Annotated in this window: 19 protein-coding genes; 9 read left to right on the top strand and 10 right to left on the bottom strand. The window is 72.0% G+C overall.

Features of this window, described 5'->3' with window-relative positions:
- Positions 1–17: 17 nt before the first annotated feature.
- Positions 18–1,403: a dihydrolipoyl dehydrogenase gene (lpdA, locus tag Dvina_RS44920; RefSeq protein ID WP_379993126.1), complete on the bottom strand. Its 1,386-nt coding sequence runs from the start codon at positions 1,401–1,403 to the stop codon at positions 18–20.
- Positions 1,404–1,583: 180 nt separating this feature from the next.
- Here lpdA and Dvina_RS44915 point away from each other — a divergent pair, with 180 nt between their 5' ends.
- The gene (locus Dvina_RS44915) at positions 1,584–1,892 is read left to right on the top strand and encodes a hypothetical protein (RefSeq protein WP_223097250.1); all 309 of its coding nucleotides are present in this window, start codon (positions 1,584–1,586) and stop codon (positions 1,890–1,892) included.
- 65 nt (positions 1,893–1,957) lie between these two features.
- On the opposite strand, the gene Dvina_RS44910 is transcribed toward Dvina_RS44915, so the two are convergent.
- Positions 1,958–3,523, bottom strand: coding sequence for a leucyl aminopeptidase (locus tag Dvina_RS44910; protein ID WP_223097248.1), 1,566 nt, complete (start codon positions 3,521–3,523; stop codon positions 1,958–1,960).
- Positions 3,524–3,628: 105 nt separating this feature from the next.
- Here Dvina_RS44910 and gcvT point away from each other — a divergent pair, with 105 nt between their 5' ends.
- Positions 3,629–4,723 carry a glycine cleavage system aminomethyltransferase GcvT gene (gene gcvT, locus Dvina_RS44905; RefSeq protein WP_223097246.1) on the top strand — a complete coding sequence of 365 codons (1,095 nt, stop codon included), beginning with the start codon at positions 3,629–3,631 and terminating at the stop codon, positions 4,721–4,723.
- A 153-nt stretch (positions 4,724–4,876) separates the two neighbouring features.
- Here the strand turns inward: gcvT and cobS are convergent, their stop codons facing one another.
- Both cobS and Dvina_RS44895 read right to left on the bottom strand, forming a co-directional pair.
- Complete coding sequence (gene cobS / locus Dvina_RS44900) at positions 4,877–5,605, bottom strand: adenosylcobinamide-GDP ribazoletransferase (RefSeq protein WP_223097244.1); 729 nt, start codon at positions 5,603–5,605, stop codon at positions 4,877–4,879.
- Positions 5,593–7,341, bottom strand: a complete 1,749-nt coding sequence (locus Dvina_RS44895) for a bifunctional adenosylcobinamide kinase/adenosylcobinamide-phosphate guanylyltransferase (protein WP_223097242.1) — start codon at positions 7,339–7,341, stop codon at positions 5,593–5,595. The genes cobS and Dvina_RS44895 overlap by 13 nt, the downstream gene beginning before the upstream one ends.
- 95 nt (positions 7,342–7,436) lie before the next feature.
- Between Dvina_RS44895 and Dvina_RS44890 the strand changes: the two genes are divergently transcribed.
- Positions 7,437–7,637, top strand: a complete 201-nt coding sequence (locus tag Dvina_RS44890; protein ID WP_223097240.1) for a hypothetical protein — start codon at positions 7,437–7,439, stop codon at positions 7,635–7,637.
- A gap of 2 nt (positions 7,638–7,639) precedes the next feature.
- Positions 7,640–8,431 (top strand): site-2 protease family protein, encoded by a 792-nt coding sequence (locus Dvina_RS44885; RefSeq protein WP_223097238.1) that lies wholly within the window; start codon positions 7,640–7,642, stop codon positions 8,429–8,431.
- A 6-nt stretch (positions 8,432–8,437) separates the two neighbouring features.
- Here Dvina_RS44885 and Dvina_RS44880 read toward each other — a convergent pair whose 3' ends face one another.
- From Dvina_RS44880 to nadA, 5 genes are all read right to left on the bottom strand, one after another.
- Complete coding sequence (locus tag Dvina_RS44880; protein ID WP_223097236.1) at positions 8,438–9,436, bottom strand: aldo/keto reductase family protein; 999 nt, start codon at positions 9,434–9,436, stop codon at positions 8,438–8,440.
- Between the two features lie 26 nt (positions 9,437–9,462).
- Positions 9,463–12,636, bottom strand: a complete 3,174-nt coding sequence (locus Dvina_RS54905; RefSeq protein ID WP_246655736.1) for a WG repeat-containing protein — start codon at positions 12,634–12,636, stop codon at positions 9,463–9,465.
- A gap of 177 nt (positions 12,637–12,813) precedes the next feature.
- Complete coding sequence (locus tag Dvina_RS44870; RefSeq protein WP_223097234.1) at positions 12,814–13,434, bottom strand: DUF3043 domain-containing protein; 621 nt, start codon at positions 13,432–13,434, stop codon at positions 12,814–12,816.
- Between the two features lie 69 nt (positions 13,435–13,503).
- On the bottom strand, positions 13,504–14,844 hold the full coding sequence (gene murA, locus Dvina_RS44865) for a UDP-N-acetylglucosamine 1-carboxyvinyltransferase (protein WP_246655735.1): 1,341 nt from the start codon (positions 14,842–14,844) through the stop codon (positions 13,504–13,506).
- A 202-nt stretch (positions 14,845–15,046) separates the two neighbouring features.
- A complete protein-coding gene (gene nadA / locus Dvina_RS44860; protein WP_246655734.1) occupies positions 15,047–16,210 on the bottom strand; it encodes a quinolinate synthase NadA in 1,164 nt (387 codons plus the stop codon).
- A gap of 224 nt (positions 16,211–16,434) precedes the next feature.
- On the opposite strand from nadA, the gene Dvina_RS44855 reads away from it, so the two are divergent.
- From Dvina_RS44855 to Dvina_RS44835, 5 genes are all read left to right on the top strand, one after another.
- Positions 16,435–17,553 carry a glycerate kinase family protein gene (locus Dvina_RS44855; protein WP_223097230.1) on the top strand — a complete coding sequence of 373 codons (1,119 nt, stop codon included), beginning with the start codon at positions 16,435–16,437 and terminating at the stop codon, positions 17,551–17,553.
- A gap of 94 nt (positions 17,554–17,647) precedes the next feature.
- Complete coding sequence (locus tag Dvina_RS44850; protein WP_223097228.1) at positions 17,648–18,016, top strand: HesB/IscA family protein; 369 nt, start codon at positions 17,648–17,650, stop codon at positions 18,014–18,016.
- Positions 18,017–18,245: 229 nt separating this feature from the next.
- Positions 18,246–19,226 (top strand): carbohydrate kinase family protein, encoded by a 981-nt coding sequence (locus Dvina_RS44845; protein WP_223097226.1) that lies wholly within the window; start codon positions 18,246–18,248, stop codon positions 19,224–19,226.
- 191 nt (positions 19,227–19,417) lie between these two features.
- Entirely contained in the window at positions 19,418–19,819 is a 402-nt protein-coding gene (locus tag Dvina_RS44840) for a TlpA family protein disulfide reductase (RefSeq protein WP_246655733.1), read from the top strand.
- Positions 19,816–20,235 carry a DUF4395 domain-containing protein gene (locus Dvina_RS44835; protein ID WP_223097224.1) on the top strand — a complete coding sequence of 140 codons (420 nt, stop codon included), beginning with the start codon at positions 19,816–19,818 and terminating at the stop codon, positions 20,233–20,235. The genes Dvina_RS44840 and Dvina_RS44835 overlap by 4 nt, the downstream gene beginning before the upstream one ends.
- On the opposite strand, the gene Dvina_RS44830 is transcribed toward Dvina_RS44835, so the two are convergent.
- Positions 20,232–20,387, bottom strand: a complete 156-nt coding sequence (locus Dvina_RS44830; RefSeq protein ID WP_223106073.1) for a sulfurtransferase TusA family protein — start codon at positions 20,385–20,387, stop codon at positions 20,232–20,234. The two genes, Dvina_RS44835 and Dvina_RS44830, sit on opposite strands and share 4 nt — an antisense overlap.
- Between the last annotated feature and the right edge of the window lie 27 nt (positions 20,388–20,414).

Here is a 20,414-nt window from a genome sequence, read left to right as displayed (position 1 = left end):
GGTCAGTGCCAGCTTGATCAGTGGACGTGCAGCGGCTTGCCGGCCAGCGCCAGGTGCGCCTCGCCGAGAGCCTCGTTCTGCGTGGGGTGCATGTGCACGAGCGGGGCGACGTCTCCGGGGAACGCCTCCCAGTTGTAGATCAGCTGGGCCTCGCCGATGAGCTCGCTCACCCGTGCGCCCACCATGTGGACGCCGACGACCGGCCCGTCCTTGACCCGGATCAGCTTCACGAACCCGGCGGTCTTGAGGATCTGACTCTTGCCGTTGCCCGTGAGGTCGTACTGCACAGTCTCGATCTTGTCCTCGCCGTGGAGCTCGCGGGCCTTCGACTCGTTCAGGCCCACGGACGCGACCTCGGGCTCGGAGTACGTGACCCGGGGGATGCCCGACTCCTCGATGACCTGCGGGTGCAGCCCGGCGATCTCCTCGGCGACGAAGATGCCCTGCTGGAATCCGCGGTGCGCCAGCTGCACGCCTGGCACGATGTCACCGACGGCGTAGACGCCCGGCACGGAGGTGCGCAGCCGCTCGTCGGTGATGACGAACCCGCGCTCCATCTTCACGCCGTGCTCCTCGTATCCGAGGTTCGCCGTGGTCGGCCCCCGCCCGACGGCCACGAGCAGCAGCTCCGCCTCGATCGTCTCGCCGCCCTGGATCGACACCTTGACGCCGGCGTCGGTGCGCTCGACGCCCTCGAAGGGCTTGCCCACCTTGAACTTGATGCCCCGCTTGCGAAACGCCCGCTCCAGGGCCTTCGAGCTGGCCTCGTCCTCGACCGCGAGCAGCCGGGGGAGCGCCTCCACGATCGTCACGTCGACGCCGAAGGACTTCCAGGCACTCGCGAACTCGCAGCCGATGACGCCGCCGCCGAGGATGATCGCCGAGTCCGGCACGTGGTCGAGCGCGAGCGCGTGCTCGCTGGTGATGACCCGCTCGCCGTCCACGACGAGGCCGGGCAGCGTCTTGGAGTACGAGCCGGTGGCCAGCACGACGTTCTTCGCCGTGTACCGCGTGCCGGCGACCTCGACGGCGTCCGGCGCGACCAGGCGCCCCTCGCCCTCGATGAGCGTCACCTTGCGCGCCTTGGCCAGGCCCTGCAGCCCCTTGTACAGCTTGGTGACCACGCCATCCTTGTAGGCGTTCACGGCCTTCATGTCCACGCCGTTGAAGACGGCCTGGATGCCGAACTGGTCCGCCTCGCGGGCGGCGTCCGCGACCTCACCGGCGTGCAGCAGCGCCTTCGTGGGGATGCACCCGCGGTGCAGGCACGTGCCGCCGAGCTTGTCCTTCTCGACAAGCGCGACGGACAGGCCGAGCTGCGTGGCGCGGAACGCTGTCGCGTAACCGCCGCTGCCCCCGCCGAGGACCAGGACGTCGAAGGAGTTGGCGTGTGGGTCACTCACGAATTCTCCCAGGTGGTGTGCGAATGGGGGTTCGCCCTTCGCTAGACGATCCGAGGCCATCTTGTCACTTGCGCTGCTGGCCTGCGACGGTAGGTGCCCAGTCACAGGACACCGGCGGCGGCCCCGACGCCGTACCCTGTGCACCAGCTTGTGCCCGAACCCCGACGACGAGGAGCGATCGTGGCTTGGTTCCGCCGACGGAAGCCGGCAGCGGGCGGCCGGTCCGCCACTCGCGAGGACCTGGCTTACCTGGAAGAGTTCGTCCGCAGCCGCCGCGGCGTGGAGGGTTTCATCGAGCCCCGCACGACAGTGACGGAAACGACACTCCTGCTGATCGCCCACGACGGAGAGTGGACCCGCCGGCGCATGGAAAGCCCGCAGGCGGCCCGCCAGTTCGCCCACCGCCTGAGCCTGCCCATCTATGACATCGCCCTGGTCGGATACCCCCAACGCTGGCGCGACTACAACGCGAGGAACAAGAAGAGCTGAAAGCAGGAAGAGCCGTCGCGGTGACCGCTTCGGCTCTCGGCTCCTCCGCCTGTCACTCGGCCCTGTTACTCGGCCGCGATCTCCTCGACCAGCTCGACGAGCGTGCGCACGGGGACGCCGGTGCCGCCCTTGGTCCAGTACCCGAACGGCTCGCCGGAGTGGTAGCTCGGGCCCGCGATGTCGATGTGGGCCCACTGCACGCCCTCCGTCACGAACTCCGACAGGAACACGCCGCCCTGCAGCATGTGGCCCGCCCGGTCCATGCCGGCGTTGACCTGGGAGATGTCGGCGACGTCCGAGTCCATGCCCTTGCGCACGTCCTCCGGCAGGGGCATCGGCCAGGCCGGCTCCCCGGCCCGCTCGCCGGCGTCGCGGACGCGCTCGCAGAGCTCCGGGGTGCCCATGACGCCCGCGATGCGCTTGCCGAGGGCGATCACCTGGCCGCCGGTGAGGGTGGAGACCTCGAACAGGTAGTCCGGCTCGTCCTCGCAGGCCCGGGCGATCGCGTCACCGAGGATCATGCGGCCCTCGGCGTCGGTGTTGAGGACCTCGACCTGGGCGCCGCTGTACATCCGCACGACGTCGCCGGGGCGGTACGCGCTGCCGGAGACCATGTTCTCGGCCATCGGCGCGTACGCCACCACCGCCACCTTCGGCTTGAGCTGGGCGATCGCGAGCATGGTGGCGACGACCGCGGCCGCGCCGGACATGTCGGACTTCATCTCCCACATGCCCGCGCTGGGCTTGATCGACACGCCGCCGGTGTCGAACGTGATGCCCTTGCCCACGAGCGCGACCCGCCGGGTGGCCCCGGCCGGCTCGTAGGCGATCCGGACCAGCCGGGGTGCCGCCGCCGAGCCCAGGCCGACGGCGAGGATGCCGCCGTAGCCACCGCGGGCCAGCGCCTTCTCGTCGAGCACCGAGACGTCCAGCGACGCCTCCCGCGCGGCGGCCGCGACCTGCTCGGCGAACGCGGGCGGGCGCAGCTCGTTGGGCGCCGTGTTGATCCAGTCCCGGGTACGGCTGACCGCCGCCCCGAGCACCCCGGAGCGCTTGAGCGCGGCCTTCACGCCCCGCGCCCCCGCGTCCGGCACGTGCACGAGCGCCTTGCGCAGGGGTTCACGCCGGCCGGCGACCGGCTTCGACTTGTAGCCGGCGAACCGGTACGCCCCCAGCACCGCCCCCTCACCCACGGCCCGCAGCCCCGGGGTCAGCGCGGCGACGCCTGTCTCACCGTCGTCGGCCAGGGGCAGGACAAAGGCCGCGGAGGCCGATCCGGCAAGTGCCCGGGCCGCCGCACCGGCCGCTCGCCGCAGGGTCTCGGGGCTCGGGGCCCGGCCCGCGTCGCCGCCGTTGGGTGCGCCCAGGCCGGCCGCCACCAGGAGCGGAGCCTTCACCGCACCGAACGTTGCGAGCTTCGTCACCTCCCCGGCCGCGCCGCTCGCGCCCAGCAGCCGCAGGGTCTCGGCGAGGCCGCCGCCCGGCCGGTCGCCGAACGCCGCCGCGACGCTCTCGGCGCCGGGGGCCAGGCGCAGCTTGGCCTCGCCGCTCTCGTCCGCGTAGACGCCGATGACGACGGCGTCGACGTTCAGGCTGGCTGGGTCGGTGTCGACGAGGTTCAGGGCGGTCACTGGTGCTCCACATCACTGATTGGTTCGCTACGCTTCGGCGCCGCACTTTCAGCATGCCGCCGAATCGGGTGCAGGACACGATAACCAACGCGATAGGTTGCGGGCATGACCCAACCCTTGCGGCACCCCGCGTTGTATCACCGCCATGCGGCGCTCGGGGCCAAGTTCGCGGCGTTCGGCGGCTGGGAGATGCCCCTGGAGTACGCCGGCGGCGGCGTCCTGAAGGAGCACGCGGCAGTGCGGGAGGACGTCGGCGTGTTCGACGTGTCCCACCTGGGCAAGGCCCGGGTCCGGGGACGGGGCGCGGCCGCGTTCGTCAACTCCTGCCTGAGCAACGACCTCGACCGCATCAGCGCCGGCCAGGCGCAGTACACCCTCTGCCTGGATGAGTCCGGGGGCGTGGTGGACGACCTCATCGCGTACCGGTTCGGCGACGACGACGTCTTCCTCATCCCCAACGCCGCCAACACGGCCGAGGTGGTCCGCCGCCTGAGCGCCGAGGCGCCGACCGGCGTCAGCGTCGTCGACCAGCACGAGCTCTTCGCCGTGCTGGCCGTCCAGGGCCCCCGCTCGGCCGAGCTGCTGACCGCGCTGGGCCTGCCGACGGACCACGAGTACATGAGCTTCACGGTCACCTCCCACGGGGGCACCGACGTCGTGGTCTGCCGCACCGGCTACACCGGCGAGCACGGCTACGAGCTCGTCGTGCCTTCCCACGACGCTCACACCCTGTGGGACGCGATCGTCGAGGCCGGCGCCCGCCCCTGTGGCCTGGCCGCCCGCGACACCCTGCGCACCGAGATGGGCTACCCCCTGCACGGCCAGGACCTGTCCCTGGAGATCACGCCCGTCCAGGCCCGTTCGGGCTGGGCCGTGGGCTGGAAGAAGCCGAAGTTCTGGGGCCGCGCGGCCGTGACCGCCGAGAAGGCCGACGGCCCCCGCCGGGTCCTGTGGGGCCTGGAGTCCCTGGACCGCGGGATCCCGAGGGCCCACATGCAGGTCCTCGACGCCGAGGGTCACCAGATCGGCGAGGTGACGAGCGGCACCTTCTCACCCACCCGCAAGGTCGGCATCGCCCTGGCCCTGATCGACACGGCGGCCGCCGTCACCGAGGGTGCCGAGGTGGCCCTGGACATCCGCGGCCGCCGCTCGACCGCCCGGGTGGTCAAGCCGCCGTTCGTGAAGTCAAGCGTCAAGTAGGCGCAGGAAGCGGCTCTCGGCCGACCGACGGCGAACCCCGGAGGTCTCCGAGGCCGCTTCGCCCCGGGCGAGGGGGCTCTGTGCCCCCTGGCCCGCGACCGGCGGCGCCGTGCCGGGGCTCGCCGCAGCCTCCGGTCCGGCCGCCGGCGTTGCTCAGGTGGCCAGCACGATCAGCGCGGCCGCCGTCGCGAGCTCGATCGACGCCCCGATCACGTCGCCGGTCAGGCCGCCCAGGCGGCGCCGGGCATGGGCGGTGAGCGCCCACGCGACGGCGACCGCGGCCACGACGGCCAACGGCCCCCGCCAGAGGTCGACGAGCGCCCCCAGCGCCGCCAGGAGCGCCGCGACCACCGCCAGCGCCCATCCGGGCACCAGATCGGCCACCAGCGCCCCCAGGCCCTCGGGGCGGGCCGCCGCCAGGCCCCGCCGGCAGGCCACCGTGGCGCCCAGCCGGCCCGCCGCGAAGGCGAGGACCAGAGCCCCCGACACGGCGCCGACGAGCGAGGTGGCGGCCGCGGCGTCGACGAGCAGGACCGCGGCGATCGCGGCCACCCCGAACGGCCCGATGTCGGACTTTTTCATGATCTCGAGGGCCTTGCCGGCATCGGCGTACGAGCCCAGCCCGTCCGCCGTATCGGCCAGCCCGTCGATGTGCAGCCCGCGGGTCAGCAGCAGCGCGAGCGCGACGAGCACCGCCGCGCCCAGCAGCGGCGCCGCGCCCAGCCGGACGAGACCCCCGGCGGCCAGCGCCAGGATCAGGCCCAGCAGCCCTCCGGCCAGCGGGGCCAGGAGCATCGCCACCCGGGCCGTCGGCCGGTCGAACCGGTCGGCGCGCACCGGCAGGACCGTGAACAGCGAAAGCGCGAGCCTCAGTCCTCCCACGACGGCTTCACGTACGGCATCTCGGCCGTCGGCGAGTCCGCCACCACCCGCTGGATCTCCGCCTCGATGTGTTCCTGCTCACCGAGGCCCTCGGGGGTGCTCGGCACAGCGGCGCGCAGCGGCGTGGCGGCGGCGATCGTCAGGGCGGTGTTCACCAGGGGCAGGGCGGCCAGGGCGGTCGCGCCCTCGCCCAGGGCCAGCTTCAGCGACAGGAACGGTGCGGTGCCGAGGACGTCGGCGGCCAGCTTCACCGTCGGGTTGTCGCCGTGGTCGGGCATCAGCAGCCAGTGTCGGGTCTGGGCGCCGTAGTCGCGGGCGACAAGGGCGGCGGCGATCGCGACCGGGCCGTCGATCATGAGGGGCAGGCGGCGGGACGAGGCGCCCAGGACGATGCCCGTCGCCACGGCGATGTCGCCGCCGCCGAGCATCGAGAGCATGACGTGCGGGTCGCGGCTGCGGGTGCGGATGCGGTGGCGCGCGTCGCGGATGGCGCCGATCTTGCGGATCCAGGCGGCGTCGTCGACGAAGCCGGTCGAGTCGACCACCCGGCCGAGCAGCGCGGCCGGCTCGGCCCCGGTGAGCACGGCGACGATGGCGGTCGCGGCGGCGTCCGAGCCGGCGCCACAGGAGCCCAGCACCAGCACGTCGACGCCCTCGTTGGCGGCGGCGTCGGCGAGCCGCCAGCCCAGGGTCAGCGCCGAGTCGACGGTGGCGTCGTCGATCGCGTCGTGCTCCTCGGCCGGACCGGCCGACGGGCAGTCGATGGCCTGGACGCTGGCGCCGGCCGTCGCGGCCAGCATGGCCAGGGTGCCGGTGCCCTCCACGACCTCGTCGAGGCGGCGGTCGGCGGCCTCGGCCGAGTCGCCGGCCGCGAACCCACCGGTCCGGTCGCCGCGCAGCACCAGCACCCGAGGCTGCTGAAACGGCCGGGGATCGGGCCGGCCCTGCACACCGCCGGCGAAGCGCACGATCGGCACCAGCGCGCCCAGCCCGGCACCGTTGAGCCGGAGCGTGAGCAGCCGCTCGGCCGCCTCGTGGGCCGCCGACTCGTCGGGCAGCGGCAGTTCCATGCCGGGCGAGAACGAGAGCGTGTCGCCACCGTCGGCGGTCGACAGCACCGAACCGGCGCCGGCCGCCTCGAACACGAACGGCTCGGCGGCGACCGCCGGAGTGGGCTCGACGGCCGCGGCGGGCTGCTGCACAGCCGGGCCGGGCCCGCCGCGCAGCCACGACACCTCACCGGCCACGACCAGTGCCACGCCGTCGCAGGCCGCGGCCACGCGCTGGTTGAGCAGCCCGCTGGCGTCGGCGAACGCCCGGCCGGCCGCGGTCGCCGGCAGCACGCCGAGACCGACCTCGGGGCCGACCAGGACCAGCAGCCCGGCGTCGCAGGAGCGCACCGCGTCGGCCAGCGCCCCGATCGCGCCCTCGGACCAGTCGCCGCCGGCGTCGTAGGCCGAGCTCAGCCAGTTGCCGAGGTCGTCGACGAGGATCGTGTCGTCGGCCTTAGCCCCGGTCAGCAGCTCGGCCAGGCGCTCGGGGGAGGAGCCGGCCTCCTCGGTGGTCCATGTCTCCGGCCGGCGGGACCTGTGCGCGGCGATGCGCGCGTTCCAGGCGTCGTCCGACGCGCTTTCCCGCGCGGTCGCGACATACCGCACCCGGCCCGAGCCGGCCACGAGCGCCTCCGCCACTTCCGACTTCCCGGACCGGATTCCTCCGAGCACCAGCAACCGCATGCCCCGTACTTTAGAGGGACACCGGTGGCCCGACTCGGCTCAGGGCCACGGGGCCGATACGCTCGAAGTCTTCTACCTGGGACAGGAGTGTGACCATGGCGTGGACATGGCAGTTCGAAGACGCGGAGGGCAGGCCCGTCGATGGCCCGAACGAGGCGTTTTCCAGCCAGTCCGACGCGGAGTCGTGGCTCGGGCAGACCTGGCGTGACCTGGTCACCAAGGGCGCGGCGACGGCGATCCTCGCCGAGGACGACCGCACGGAATACAAGATGAGCCTGCTGCCGGCTGGGGGCTGACGGTGTCCTACGGGCGCTACGGCAGCTCGGTCGGCCGGCTTCCCCGCGAGGCGTTCCGGCCCAGTGCGATCTTCCTCGGGCTGCTGGCACTGCTGGCGGTGAGCGGGTGGATGGCCTGGGCCGACTACGGCGACGCGCGGTTCAACGTGTTCCTCTTCGTCGCCGCGGGCTGGACGATCTCGCTCTGCCTGCACGAGTACTCGCACGCGTTGGTCGCCTTCAAGGGCGGCGACGATGACATCGCCCACCGCGGCTACCTGACGCTCAACCCGCTGAAGTACAGCCACCCGCTGCTGTCGATCGTGCTGCCGCTGGTGTTCGTGCTCATCGGCGGCATCGGCCTGCCGGGCGGGGCGGTGTGGGTCAACCACGGCGCGATCCGCAGCCGGTTCGTCGACAGCCTGATCAGCTTCGCCGGCCCGGCGATGAACCTGGTGCTGGCGATCCTGCTGGTGCTGCCGTTCACGTTCGGCCTGGACTCCGGTGAGCACCAGACGTTCTTCGCGGCGCTGGCGTTCCTCGCGTTCCTGCAGCTCACGGCCAGTGTGCTCAACTTCGTGCCGATGCCCGGCGTCGACGGCGGCAACCTGCTCTACCCGTGGCTGTCGCCGCAGTGGCAGCGCGGCTTCAACCACGTGGCGCCCTGGGGCATGCTGATCCTCATCGCGCTGCTGTGGTCGCCGCGGATCAACGGCTGGTTCTTCAGCGTCGTGTACTGGATCGGCGACCTGATAGGACTGCCCTCCTACCAGGCCGCCGTCGGCTACGAGCTCTTCCGCTTCTGGGACCGCTGAGAAAACCTACGGCCGCTCGGCGGGGCTCTGGGTCAGCTCGGGGTCCCGCTGGGCGATCGGCTCCACGATCTCGTCGATGCGCTTGATCAGCTCCGCGTCCAGCTTCACGCCCGACGCCTTCGCGTTGTCCTCGAGCTGCTCGGGCCGGGTGGCGCCGACGATCGCCGACGAGACGTTCGGGTTCGCCAGCACCCAGGCCAGCCCGAGCTGGGCCATCGAGAGCCCGGCCTGGTCGGCCAGCGGGCGCAGCTGCTGCACCGTCTCCAGCACGTCGTCGCGCATGAACCGGGAGATGAAGCCCTTGCCGGACTTCTCGTCGGTTGCCCGCGAGCCGGCCGGCGGCGCCTGACCCGGCTTGTACTTGCCGGTCAGCACCCCCTGCGCGAGCGGCGAGAACACGACCTGGCCGATGCCGAGCTCCTCCGAGGCCGGGATGACCTCGGCCTCGATGACCCGGTACAGCGCGGAGTACTGCGGCTGGTTGGACACCAGCTGGATGTGCAGCTCCTTGGCCAGCGCGGCGGCGGCCCGGATCTGGTCGGCCCGCCACTCCGAGACGCCGATGTACAGCGCCTTGCCGGAGCGCACCACGTCGGCGAACGCCTCCATGGTCTCCTCGAGCGGCGTGTGCACGTCGTACCGGTGGGCCTGGTACAGGTCCACGTGATCGGTCTGCAGCCGGCGCAGCGAGCCGTCGATCGACTTCATGATGTGCTTGCGCGACAGGCCGCTGTCGTTGCGGCCGGGCCCGGTGCGCCAGAAGACCTTGGTGAAGATCTCCAGGCCGTCGCGGTTCTGGCCCTTCAGCGCGTCACCGAGCACCACCTCGGCGCGCGTGCCCGCGTAGACGTCGGCCGTGTCGAATGTCGTGATGCCGAGGTCGAGGGCGGCGTGCACACATGCGGTGGCCTGCTCCGCCTCGACCTGCGAGCCGTGGGTGATCCAGTTGCCGTACGAGATCTCGCTGACGAGCAGTCCGGAACGGCCGAGGTGTCGAAACTCCATGGCCTCGACCCTATGCCGGGAACCGCCTACATGACCGGGCGGGTGTCGGCCAGCAGCCTGTCGATCTCGTCGGTGACCCCGGTCCGGCTGGCGAACGTCGCCTGGATGATCGTGCGCCCGCGCCGGTCCAGCGCACCCCAGCGCTGCGCGTCGTCGACGAACAGGAACGCCACCGGGTGGATCATGATCGTGTGGTGCACCGGCGGCACCAGCACCCGCCCGGACCGGTCGACAACGCCCTTGCGCCCGTCCAGCGACACCACGGCGAGCCCCTCGTCGCTGAACCCGTCGATGTACCGCCCGTCCAGCAGCGCGGTGGCGAACCCGTCGTACTGGAACTGCACGACGACCCGCCCGGCCCCGTCGACGGCACCCCAGTAGTGCCCGCGGCGCACCGCGGCCACCCCCCGCCGGAACGGTCGCACGTCGTCGAAGCCGGCGGCGATCAGCACCGTGTTGGTCTTGTCGATCGCGATCCAGCCGGTCGTGCCGTCGCGCGACACCCAGGCGATGCCGTCGGAGAAGCTGCCCACGCCGATGTAGCCGGCGGCCGGCTCGATCAGCACGTTGCCGGTGTCGTCGATGAGCTCCCAGGTCTGCGCGCCCTGCCGCTGCACCCAGGCGACGCCGTCGCGGAACGGCTGCACGTCGAGGTAGCCGGGCCCGATCACGAAGCTGCCGTCGGTCTCGATGTAGCCCCACCGCTGGGTCTGCTCGTCGAACGCGGGGGAGGGGGCCCGGCGGATCTTGAGGATCTCCTCGCGGCTGCGCGGATACGGCCCCCAGCCCTTCTCGGCGACCCGCCGGAACACCGCGTCAAGCGCCAGCTCGGTCTGGGCGATGAGCTCCGGGTCCTCCTCCTTGCGCAGGTCGAGGGCGCGCTCGAAGTGGTTGCAGGCCTCCATGTACCGGCCCTGGTCGTACGAGCACTTGCCGGAGTGCTGGTGCATCGTGGCCCGCAGCCGGTCCGGCAGCTCGGAGGAGTTGGCCAGCGTGTAGAGCCGGTCGGCCTCCTCGAACTCCTCCCGCCACTGCAGCACGTTGGCCAGCCGGGCCTGGGCGATCGCGATCCGCCGCAGCTCACCCGTCGCCTCGGCGTGCGCGAGCGCGAGCTTGCCGTCGGCGAACGCCTTCGGAAGGTCGCCGAGAATCCGCGACACGACCGCGCGCAGCGACAGCAGCCGGGCCCGGGTCGGGTTGTCGGCGACGCCGTTGAGCTTCGCGGTGAGCTGGTCCCGGATGTCGTTGAGCTGGGTCACCTCGTCGCCCTCGATCTGCTCCCGCAGCGTGTCGGGGTCGAACCGCCACACGAACGTGGCAAGCACCTGCTCCGGGTCGGGTCCCCGCTCGTCGGCGGCCGGCTCGGCCCGCGGTCCGGGCGGCGAGGTCGGTGCGATGGCCGCGAGCTCGGGCGGGAACCCCTCGGCCCCCGGCCGCACGATCGGAAGGTATCCGGTCGCCTGCAGCCCGTCGACCCCGGCGCCCGTGACCCGCCCCGACTGGTACGCCCCCATGGCCGTGCCGGAGGCGACAGCCGGGGGCGCGGGAGCGTCGGCCACCTCGACGAACTCGACTTTGATGCCCCTGCTGGGGGTACCGCCAGCGCCCGGACCGATCTCGCCCGTATCCGGCTCCCGGTCCATACCCCCACCGGCCGGCCCGCCACTGATCGGCGCACCGCTCACGGGGGCCGGGCTCACGGGTGGCCCGCTCATGGGGACACTGCTCACCGGCGCGTTGCGCAGCGGCGGCCCGCTCATGGGAGCGCTGCTGACCGGCGCGTTGCGCGGCGGGGGCGCGCTGAGCGGAGCACTGCTCACCGGCACGTTGCTGAGCGGCGCGGACAGCGGGTCGTCGTAGTCGGGGCGCGCGTGAGCCGGCCGCGCGTCCTCGTAGTCCAGCCGCGCGGGCGAGGGGTCGGTGTCCTCGTACTCGGGCCGCACGTGCGCGGGCCCGTGCTCGGGCCCCGGTCCTCGCCCCGCCCCTTGCCCCGGCCCGAAGAACGAGTTCTCCGGGCGCTCGCCGACGGGTCCGGAGCCGACCGGTCCGGAGCTGACCGGAGCGTCGCTGAACGGGGCACTGCTCACCGGCGCGTCGGACAGCGGGCCGCTGCTCACCGGCACACTGCTGACCGGCGCTGCGGAGACCGGGGCATTCCGGGGCGATCCGTACACCCCGCCGCCGCGCTCGCCGACGCTGGCCCGGCCGGACGTGCGGGCGGGCGGCTGCTGGTACCCCTGCGGGTTGCGCGGATGCCAGGGCGCGTCCCGCCGCACCCGCGGCACCTCGTCGGTGGGCTCGTCGAGGGCACGGCTGCGCGGCCGGCCGTACGCGGTGCCCGGCTCCGGCCGCTCCTGACGCTCCGGCCGGGCGGACCGATCCGATCGCTCCGGCCGGTCGGCCCGTTCCCGGCGCTCGGTGCGCTCCGAACGCTCGGAGCGATCCGGCCAGTCCGGCCCGTCGTCCGGCGGCCCGTAGCTGTACTCGTCGAAGCTGCGGCGGTCCTCGTAGCCTTCCTCGTAGCCGGTGTGGCCGTCGAAGCGCCCGCGGTCGTCGTAGCCGCGCCGGTCGTCGTACACCCGGCGGTCGTCACGCAGGCGGTCGTCGAAGTCGCGGGGATCGCGCTCGCGCCCGCGAGGGTCGCGCTCGTAGCCGCGCGGGTCCCGCCGATCGTCGTAGCCGCGGCCGTCGGCGTGGGCCCGGGGGTCCTCGCGGTGGCGGTAGTCGTCCCGTCCGGGCCGGTCCTCGTACCGACGGTCCGCGTATCGATGGTCATCGTATTCGCGATCCCGGAAGCCGCGGTCGTCGTATTCACGTCGATCATCGCGGGGGCGACGGTCGTCGTAGGCGCGGTCGCCGTACTCGCGGCCCCGCTCGTCGTGATGCCTGTCACTTCGCCCGCGGTCGGCGAGCGCCCGGTCGTCGCGGGGGCGCTCGTCACGGCCGTGCGGCTCCGGACCTCGGCCGCGGGGGTCGCGTTCATGCTCCCGGTGGTCCTGGTCGCGGTCGCGAGGGTCGTAGCCGCGCTCGCGAGCGTCGTGTCCGCCCTGCTCAGAGCCTTTGCGGGGGGCGTGGCGGCCCCGGCGCGGGTCGGGCTCGTCGCGGCGCTGCTCCGGCACCCGGCCCCACGGCACGGTCGGCACGGCCGCCCAGGTGGGCGCGGCGGTTCCCGGCTCTTCCCCCGGGTACTCGTCGCTCACAGCTTCGCTCTCCTCGCCCCACTCCGCCGCACATCATGCGCCGGCGGCCGTCCCGCGCCTGCCCGTGGATATTGCCGGACTAGGCGCAAATCGTGGTCCGGTCGCGAAGGGAGGGTAAGGCTTGGAGCCCTCCCGACGCCACCGCCGCCGCCGAAACGTTGCCGGGGACGAGACGGGTCAGATGGCCTGGCCGATCTTGACCTGGGGCTTGGGGTTGCGGATGAACCGGAACGAGATCGAGCGCATGACCGCGTAGAGGTAGAGCGAGCGCAGCTTGTGGGTCTCGTCCGGGAACCGGGCCGTGACGAGCTTCTTCACGGTCCGCGAGATCATGAACCCGTCGACGAGCGTGGCCAGCAGCATCACGAAGAACAGCGCGTTGGCCGCGAAGTAGATGTTGGGGTTCAGCGTCCGGTTGAACCCGACGAGCATGACCAGGAACGTGGTCCCGAAGAAGAAGGTCCCGATCGTGCGCCGCGAGTCGACGATATCCCGCACGAGCTTGCGGACCGGGCCCTTGTCGCGGGCGAGCAGGTAGCGCTCCTCGCCGTTGGCCATGCCCTCGCGCGCCTCGATGCGCTCCTGCCGCTGCTTCTCCCGCAGCCGCTTGGCGGCTTCCTTGCGGTTGGCCGCCGGCGGCTCCGGCAGCCGGCGCCCGGAGATCACGCGCTTCGGGGTGGCCTTGCCGAGCTCACGCTTACTGGGCGTGTAGCCCCTGACTGACGTGTCCGGCTCCGGCTCGGTAGCGACGGCCGAGGCGGCGGGCTCTTCTGGCTTGCGGCGAAACAGCGAGGGCACGACACGAAGGGTAGCCGACACCGCCGAAGATCAGCAGCGTCGGCTACCTCTCAGTCGAAAACCCTCGGATCAGCCCAGTTCGACGTGGGCGCCGAGGGCGTTGAGCTTGCCCTCGAAGTCCTCGTAGCCGCGCTGGATGAGCTTTACGCCGTAGACGCGGGAGGTGCCCTCGGCCGCCAGCGCGGCGATCAGGTGGCTGAAGCCGGCCCGCAGGTCGGGGATGACCAGGTCGGCCGCGTGCAGCTTGGACGGGCCGGCGATGACCGCGGAGTGCATGAAGTTGCGCCGGCCGAAGCGGCAGGGGGTGCCGCCCAGGCATTCGCGGTAGGTCTGGATGGTCGCGCCCATCTGGTTGAGCGCGGCGGTGTAGCCGAGGCGCCGCTCGTACACGGTCTCGTGGACGATCGACAGCCCGCGGGCCTGGGTCAGGGCCACGACCATCGGCTGCTGCCAGTCGGTCATGAACCCGGGGTGGACGTCGGTCTCCATGGCCACGGCCTTGAGCTCGCCGCCCGGGTGCCAGAAGCGGATGCCGCCCTCGCCGGGGGTGTCGTCGATCTCGAACGCGCCGCCGACGGTCGTGTACAGGTTCAGGAAGGTCATCATGTCGACCTGGCGCGCGCCCTTGACGAACACGTCGCCGCGGGTGGCCAGGGCGGCCGCGGCCCAGCTGGCGGCCTCGATCCGGTCCGGGACGGGGCGGTGGCTGTAGCCGACGAGGCGGGGCACACCCACGATCTCGATGACCCGGTCCGTGTGGACCTTGATGATCGCGCCCATCTTCTGCAGCACGCAGATGAGGTCGATGATCTCCGGCTCGACGGCCGCGTTGCGCAGCTCGGTGACGCCCTCGGCGCGCACGGCGGTGAGCAGGATCTGCTCGGTGGCCCCGACCGACGGGTACGGCAGCTCGAGCTTGGCCCCCTTGAGCCCGTCGGGCGCGGTGATGTCCATGCCCTTCTCGGACTTGTCGACGACGGCGCCGAACTCCCGCAGGGCCTGGATGTGGAAGTCGATGGGGCGCCCGCCGATGTTGCAGCCGCCGAGGTCGGGGATGAAGGCGTGGCCGAGGCGGTGCAGCAGCGGGCCGCAGAACAGGATCGGGATGCGGCTGGAGCCGGCGTGCACGTTGATCTCGTCGACGTTCGCCGACTCGACGTCGGAGGTGTCGAAGACGAACTCGCCGTCCGACGGGTTGGTGACCTTGACGCCGTGCAGCTCGAGCAGGCCGGTGACCACCTCGACGTCGCGGATCGCCGGGACGTCGTAGAGCCGGCTCGGGGTCTCACCGAGCAGCGCGGCGACCATCGCCTTGGAGACGAGGTTCTTGGCACCGCGCACGCGCAGCTCGCCGTTGAGCGGCGTGCCGCCGTGAACGGTGAGGACGTCACCGGCGTCGTAGTTGGTCACTGAAACCCTCCTGCAGGCAGGAACTGAGAGACACGCAGCGGAACAAAGACGCACGCAGCGTGACGGGAGCGCGGAAAGCGCACCGCGTCGCCCGCGCAGCATATCCACATCTACTGCATGCATAAGTCGGCCGCACGTCAGCCCTGGCACGAAGACGGGACTCCGACAGAGATCACCACAGAGGGTGATGGCAGGGTATGCGTTACGGCAGCGCCAGCATCCGGTCGAGCGCCACCCGCGCGTAGTGGGCGGTCGAGGCGTCGACGGTGATCTGGTTCGGCACCCGGCCGGCGACGAGCTCCTCGAGCGCCCACACCAGGTGCGGGAGGTCGATGCGGTTCATCGTCGAGCAGTAGCAGACGTTGCGCTCCAGGAACGTGATCTGCTTGTCCGGGTGCGCCAGCGCGAGCCGGCGGACCAGGTTGAGCTCGGTGCCGACGGCCCACGCCGAGCCGGCCGGGGCCTCATCGATGACCCGGATGATGTACTCGGTCGACCCCACGAAGTCCGCCGCGGTCACGACCTCGTGGCGGCACTCCGGGTGGACGAGCACGTTGACCCCGGGCACCCGGGCCCGCACGTCCTCGACCGCGTCGAGCGAAAACCGCCCGTGCACCGAGCAGTGGCCCTTCCACAGGATCACCTTGGCCCCGCGGAGCTGCTCGTCGGTCAGCCCGCCGCCCGGCCGGTGCGGGTCGTAGAGCACGCAGTCGGCCAGCTCGAAGCCCATCTTCAGCACGGCCGTGTTGCGCCCGAGGTGCTGGTCCGGCAGGAAGAACACCTTGGTGCCCTGCTCGAACGACCACCGCAGCGCCGTCTCCGCGTTGGACGAGGTGCAGACGACCCCGTCGTTGCGCCCGACGAACCCCTTGATGTCGGCCGACGAGTTCATGTACGTGACCGGCACCACCTCGGAGGCGATGCCCAGTGACGCGAATCGCTCCCACGCCTTCTCGACCTGCGCCAGCACCGCCATGTCGGCCATCGAGCACCCGGCGGCCAGGTCGGGCAGCACGACCCGCTGCGCGTCGGTGGTGAGGATGTCGGCGCTCTCGGCCATGAAGTGCACGCCGCAGAAGACGATGAACTCGGCGTCCGGCCGCGCCGCCGCCTCCCGGGCCAGCTTGAACGAGTCACCTGTCACGTCGGCGAACTGGATGACCTCGTCCCGCTGGTAGTGGTGCCCCAGCACGAAGACGCGGTCGCCGAGCGCGGCCTTGGCCGCGCGGGCGCGCTCAACGAGGTCCGGATCGCTCGGGGCGGGCAGGTCGCCGGGGCACTCGACACCCTTCTCGGTATCGGGGTCAGTGCCACGGCCCAACAGCAGCAGCGCGGTAGCGGTCGACGAAGGTTCAGCCCAGGTCACACAACGATCGTCCCACGCGCCGTCACGCGAACGACTGTGACGTGCACGATGACCGCCGATCGGCCCGCGTCCCGCGGTCAGGAGATGTCGGGCGCTCCGAATCCTGGCATTTCCCGCCGATACCCGGTCAGGCGATAAATCCGATATGTCGGGCTGCGAGGCGCCCGACATATCGGTGTGCCGCCCGAAGGCCACTCCCGCAGCCGGGCAGGCAGAATGGCCGGATGCGCGTCCTCGTGTGCCCCGACAAGTTCGCCGGCACGATCTCCGCCCCGGACGTCGCTTCCGCGTTCGCCGAGGGCTGGCGGGAGCGCAGGCCCGCGGACGAGCTGGTGCTGCGGCCGCTCTCCGATGGCGGGCCCGGGTTCGCCGCCGTGCTCGCGGCCGCGCTGCCCGGGGCCCTGACGCTCGCGGTGGCCACCTCCGACCCGCTCGGGCGGCCGGTCGAGGGGCACGTGCTGCTCGACGGCGAGACCGCGTACGTCGAGAGCGCCGAAGCCTGCGGCCTGCATCTGCTCGCCGAGTCCGAGCGTGATCCGAAACACACCACGAGCTTCGGGCTCGGGCCGCTCGTCCTCGCCGCGGTGGAGGCGGGGGCGCGGGAGGTCGTGATCGGGCTCGGCGGGAGCGCGACGAACGACGGCGGGGCCGGGCTGCTGGCCGCGCTCGGGGCGGCCCCGCTCGACGCGGCCGGATATGCGCTGCCCTACGGCGGTGCGGCCCTTGCCGCGTGCGCCTCGCTGGGGGACGTGCCTCGGCTGCGGGGAGCGCGCCTCGTGGCGGCCACCGACGTCGACAGCCCGCTGCTGGGGCTGCACGGGGCCAGTGCCGTGTTCGGGCCGCAGAAGGGCGCCAGCCGGGAGGATGTCTTCCTGCTCGACTCCGCTTTGACCCGGTTCGCGGAGGTTCTGGAGACGATTCCGGGCTGCCCGTCCGGGCTCGCCGCACGGCCCGGGGCCGGGGCGGCCGGAGGGCTCGGGGCGGCGATCCTGGCGCTCGGCGGACGTGTCGAGTCGGGGATCGGGCTGGTGCGGCGGCTGACCCGGCTCGACGGTGAGCTCGAGCGGTCATACCTGGTGGTGACCGGCGAGGGGTCGTTCGACGAGCAGTCGCTGCGCGGGAAGGTCGTCGCCGGTGTGGCAAACGCCGCACGTGATCTCGGAGTGCCATGTGTGGTGGTCGCCGGGCGGGTCGACGCCGGGCGCCGCGAGGCGGCGGCCATCGGGGTCACGGAGGCGCATTCGCTGGTGGAGCACTTCGGCAGCGTGGCGAAGGCCATGGCGCAGCCGGCCGACGGACTGCGTGAACTCGGACGACGTATGGCGCAGCAGTGGAGTCGCTAGCAGATGTAGTGGCACTATGGGTGGGGAATGGTCTCGGAGGCCGCGGCGTTTGACCTCTGAGGAACTGTAGACATCACCGCAGGGAGCTTTGATCGTGACTGCTTCGCAGCTTGCCGAGCCCGTTCAGACGGACAACCCGGCCGGCATCGGCCTCACCGCGGATGCCGCTATCAAGGTGAAGGGCCTGCTCGAGCAGGAAGGCCGGGACGATCTGCGGCTGCGCGTCGCGGTGCAGCCGGGTGGCTGCTCCGGCCTGCGCTACCAGCTGTTCTTCGACGAGCGCTCGCTCGACGGGGACAAGGTCAGCACCTACGACGGCTTCGAGGTCGTCGTCGACCGCATGAGCGTGCCCTACCTGACCGGCGCGACGATCGACTTCGCCGATCGCATCGACGCCCAGGGCTTCACCATCGACAACCCCAACGCCCAGGGCTCCTGCGCCTGCGGCGACTCCTTCCACTAGGACACCGGGCTTCACCGCAGCAGCGGGCGTCACCGCAATACGCGCCGTCTCGGGAACACCAGGCGTTTCACTATGACACCGCGCGTTTCACTATGAGCGCCGGCCAAAGAGCACCGCTGAACGGCCGCCGGGCACCAGCCGGGCGGCCGTTCAGCGTCTTTCAAAGAAATTGCGCCAAGGTAGGCTGTCCAGGCTCTTCAACCGCCCGCCCGACCTTCGAGGACCCCCCATGAAGATCGCCGTCACCGGCTCGATCGCGACCGACCATCTGATGCACTTCCCGGGCCGCTTCGCGGAGCAGCTCCTGGCCGACCAGTTGCACAAGGTGTCGCTGTCGTTCCTCGTGGACGACCTCACGGTCCGCCGGGGCGGGATCGCCGCGAACATCGCGTTCGGCATGGGCCAGCTGGGGCTGCGCCCGATCCTCGTGGGTGCGGTCGGCGCCGACTTCGCCGACTACCGCAGCTGGCTGACCCGGCACGGCGTCGACTGCGACTCGATCCTGGTCAGCGAGGTCGCGCACACCGCCCGGTTCGTCTGCACCACCGACGACGACATGAACCAGATCGCCTCGTTCTACGCGGGCGCCATGTCCGAGGCCCGCAACATCGAGATCGCCCCGGTCGCCGAGCGCGTCGGCGGCCTTGACCTGGTCATCATCGGTGCGAACGACCCGATGGGCATGATCCGCCACACGGAGGAGTGCCGCCAGGAGGGCATCGCGTTCGCCGCGGACATCTCCCAGCAGCTGGCGATCATGCCGGGCGAGGAGATCGCCAAGCTCGTCGACGGGGCGGCCTACCTGCTCACGAACGAGTACGAGAAGGAGCTCCTCGAGAGCAAGACCGGCCTGACCACCGAGATGCTGCTCGACAAGGTCGGCTTCGTGATCACCACCCTGGGCAAGGACGGCTGCGTCATCCGCAGCCGCACCCTCGACGCCGAGATCCGGGTGCCCGCCATCCGCGGCGTGCAGACCGTCGATCCCACAGGCGTCGGCGACGGCTGGCGCTCCGGCTTCTTCGCGGCCCTGTCCTGGGGCCTGAGCCTCGAGCGCGCCGCCCAGGTCGGCTCGATGATCGCCGCCCTGGTCCTGGAGACCGTCGGCCCGCAGGAGTACACGATCCAGCGCGACGAGGTCACCAAGCGCCTCGCCGAGACCTACGGCGACGCCGCGGCCGACGAGATCCGCGACCACCTGCCGGCCTGACGCCGCTCTGGCCGACCGCGACCGGCCCGCCACTGCCACCCGGGCCGGTCGGGTCCGCCCCGCGCGGGCCGTTCGGCGGGCTCCGGAAAGCCGGACCTCGTGCCTCCGGGCTGGCAGTGGGCCTGTCGAAGCCTTGAAGGTGACCCGGCTATCCCTACCGGCTAGCTAGGGTTGGGAGTATCGTTGCCGCCGTGACGTACGTGGTCCTGGCGGTCCTCGCCGCGGCGACCGTCGCCGGCCTGGTCCACCGGGCCCGGTACGGTCGCCTCCGCGTGTCCGGGGGCGATCTGCCGCCCGGCCTGCTGCCCGACGGGCCGCCCGCCGGGGTGACCCTGCTGCACTTCACCTCCGCGACGTGCGCGCCGTGCCGTCAGGTGCGGGCCGTCTGCGCCGACCTCGCCAAAGACGTTTCGGGTGTACTGCACGTCGAGGTCGACGCCGATGAGCACCTGGACGCGGTCAAGGGCCTGGACATCTGGCGCCTGCCCACCCTGCTCGTCGTGGACCGCGGCGGCCGCATCGCCCGCCGCACCGTCGGCGTCCCCGACCGCGCCGACCTGCGCCGGACCGTCACGGAGGTCCTGGCCGCATGACGACTCCCGCCGGACTGGATCCCCGCGGCCCCCGGTTCGCGGCCGTGCTCACCACTATCGTCTTCGTGATCGTCCTGCTCACGGGCAGCGGCTGGCTCGCCCTGGCCCAGGCGGTGATCTTCGCCTTCGGGGCCGGCAACCCGCGCTGGAACGCGTTCGCGCTCGTCTACCGCTATCTGGTCGCCCCGCGCCTGGCCCCGCCGGCCGAGCGTGAAGACCCGGCCCCGGTCCGCTTCGCCCAGGCTGTCGGCCTGGTCTTCACCGTTGTCGCGGCCGCCGCCTACCTGGGTGGCGCGACGGTCCTCGGCACCGTGTTCGCCGCGTTCGCCCTGGTGGCGGCGTTCCTCAACGGCTTCTTCGGGCTGTGCCTGGGCTGCGAGGCCTACCTGCTGGTCCGCCGCCTGCGCGCCGCCTAGAGCTCGACGGTGTGGCGATCGCCCTCGGTCGCCACGAACGTATGGCCCTTCATCCGGCACCACGCGGGAATGTCGACGGCCGCCGCGGGGTCGTCCGCCAGCACGGTGATCACCGTCCCGGCGCCCTGCTGGGCGGCGAGCCGGGCCAGCATGATGACGGGGAGCGGGCACCGCTTGCC

The organism is Dactylosporangium vinaceum, assembly GCF_019904175.1.
Taxonomy (GTDB): domain Bacteria; phylum Actinomycetota; class Actinomycetes; order Mycobacteriales; family Micromonosporaceae; genus Dactylosporangium; species Dactylosporangium vinaceum.
Note: the sequence above shows the minus strand (reverse complement) of the source record. Positions and strands in the feature narration are given on the sequence as shown.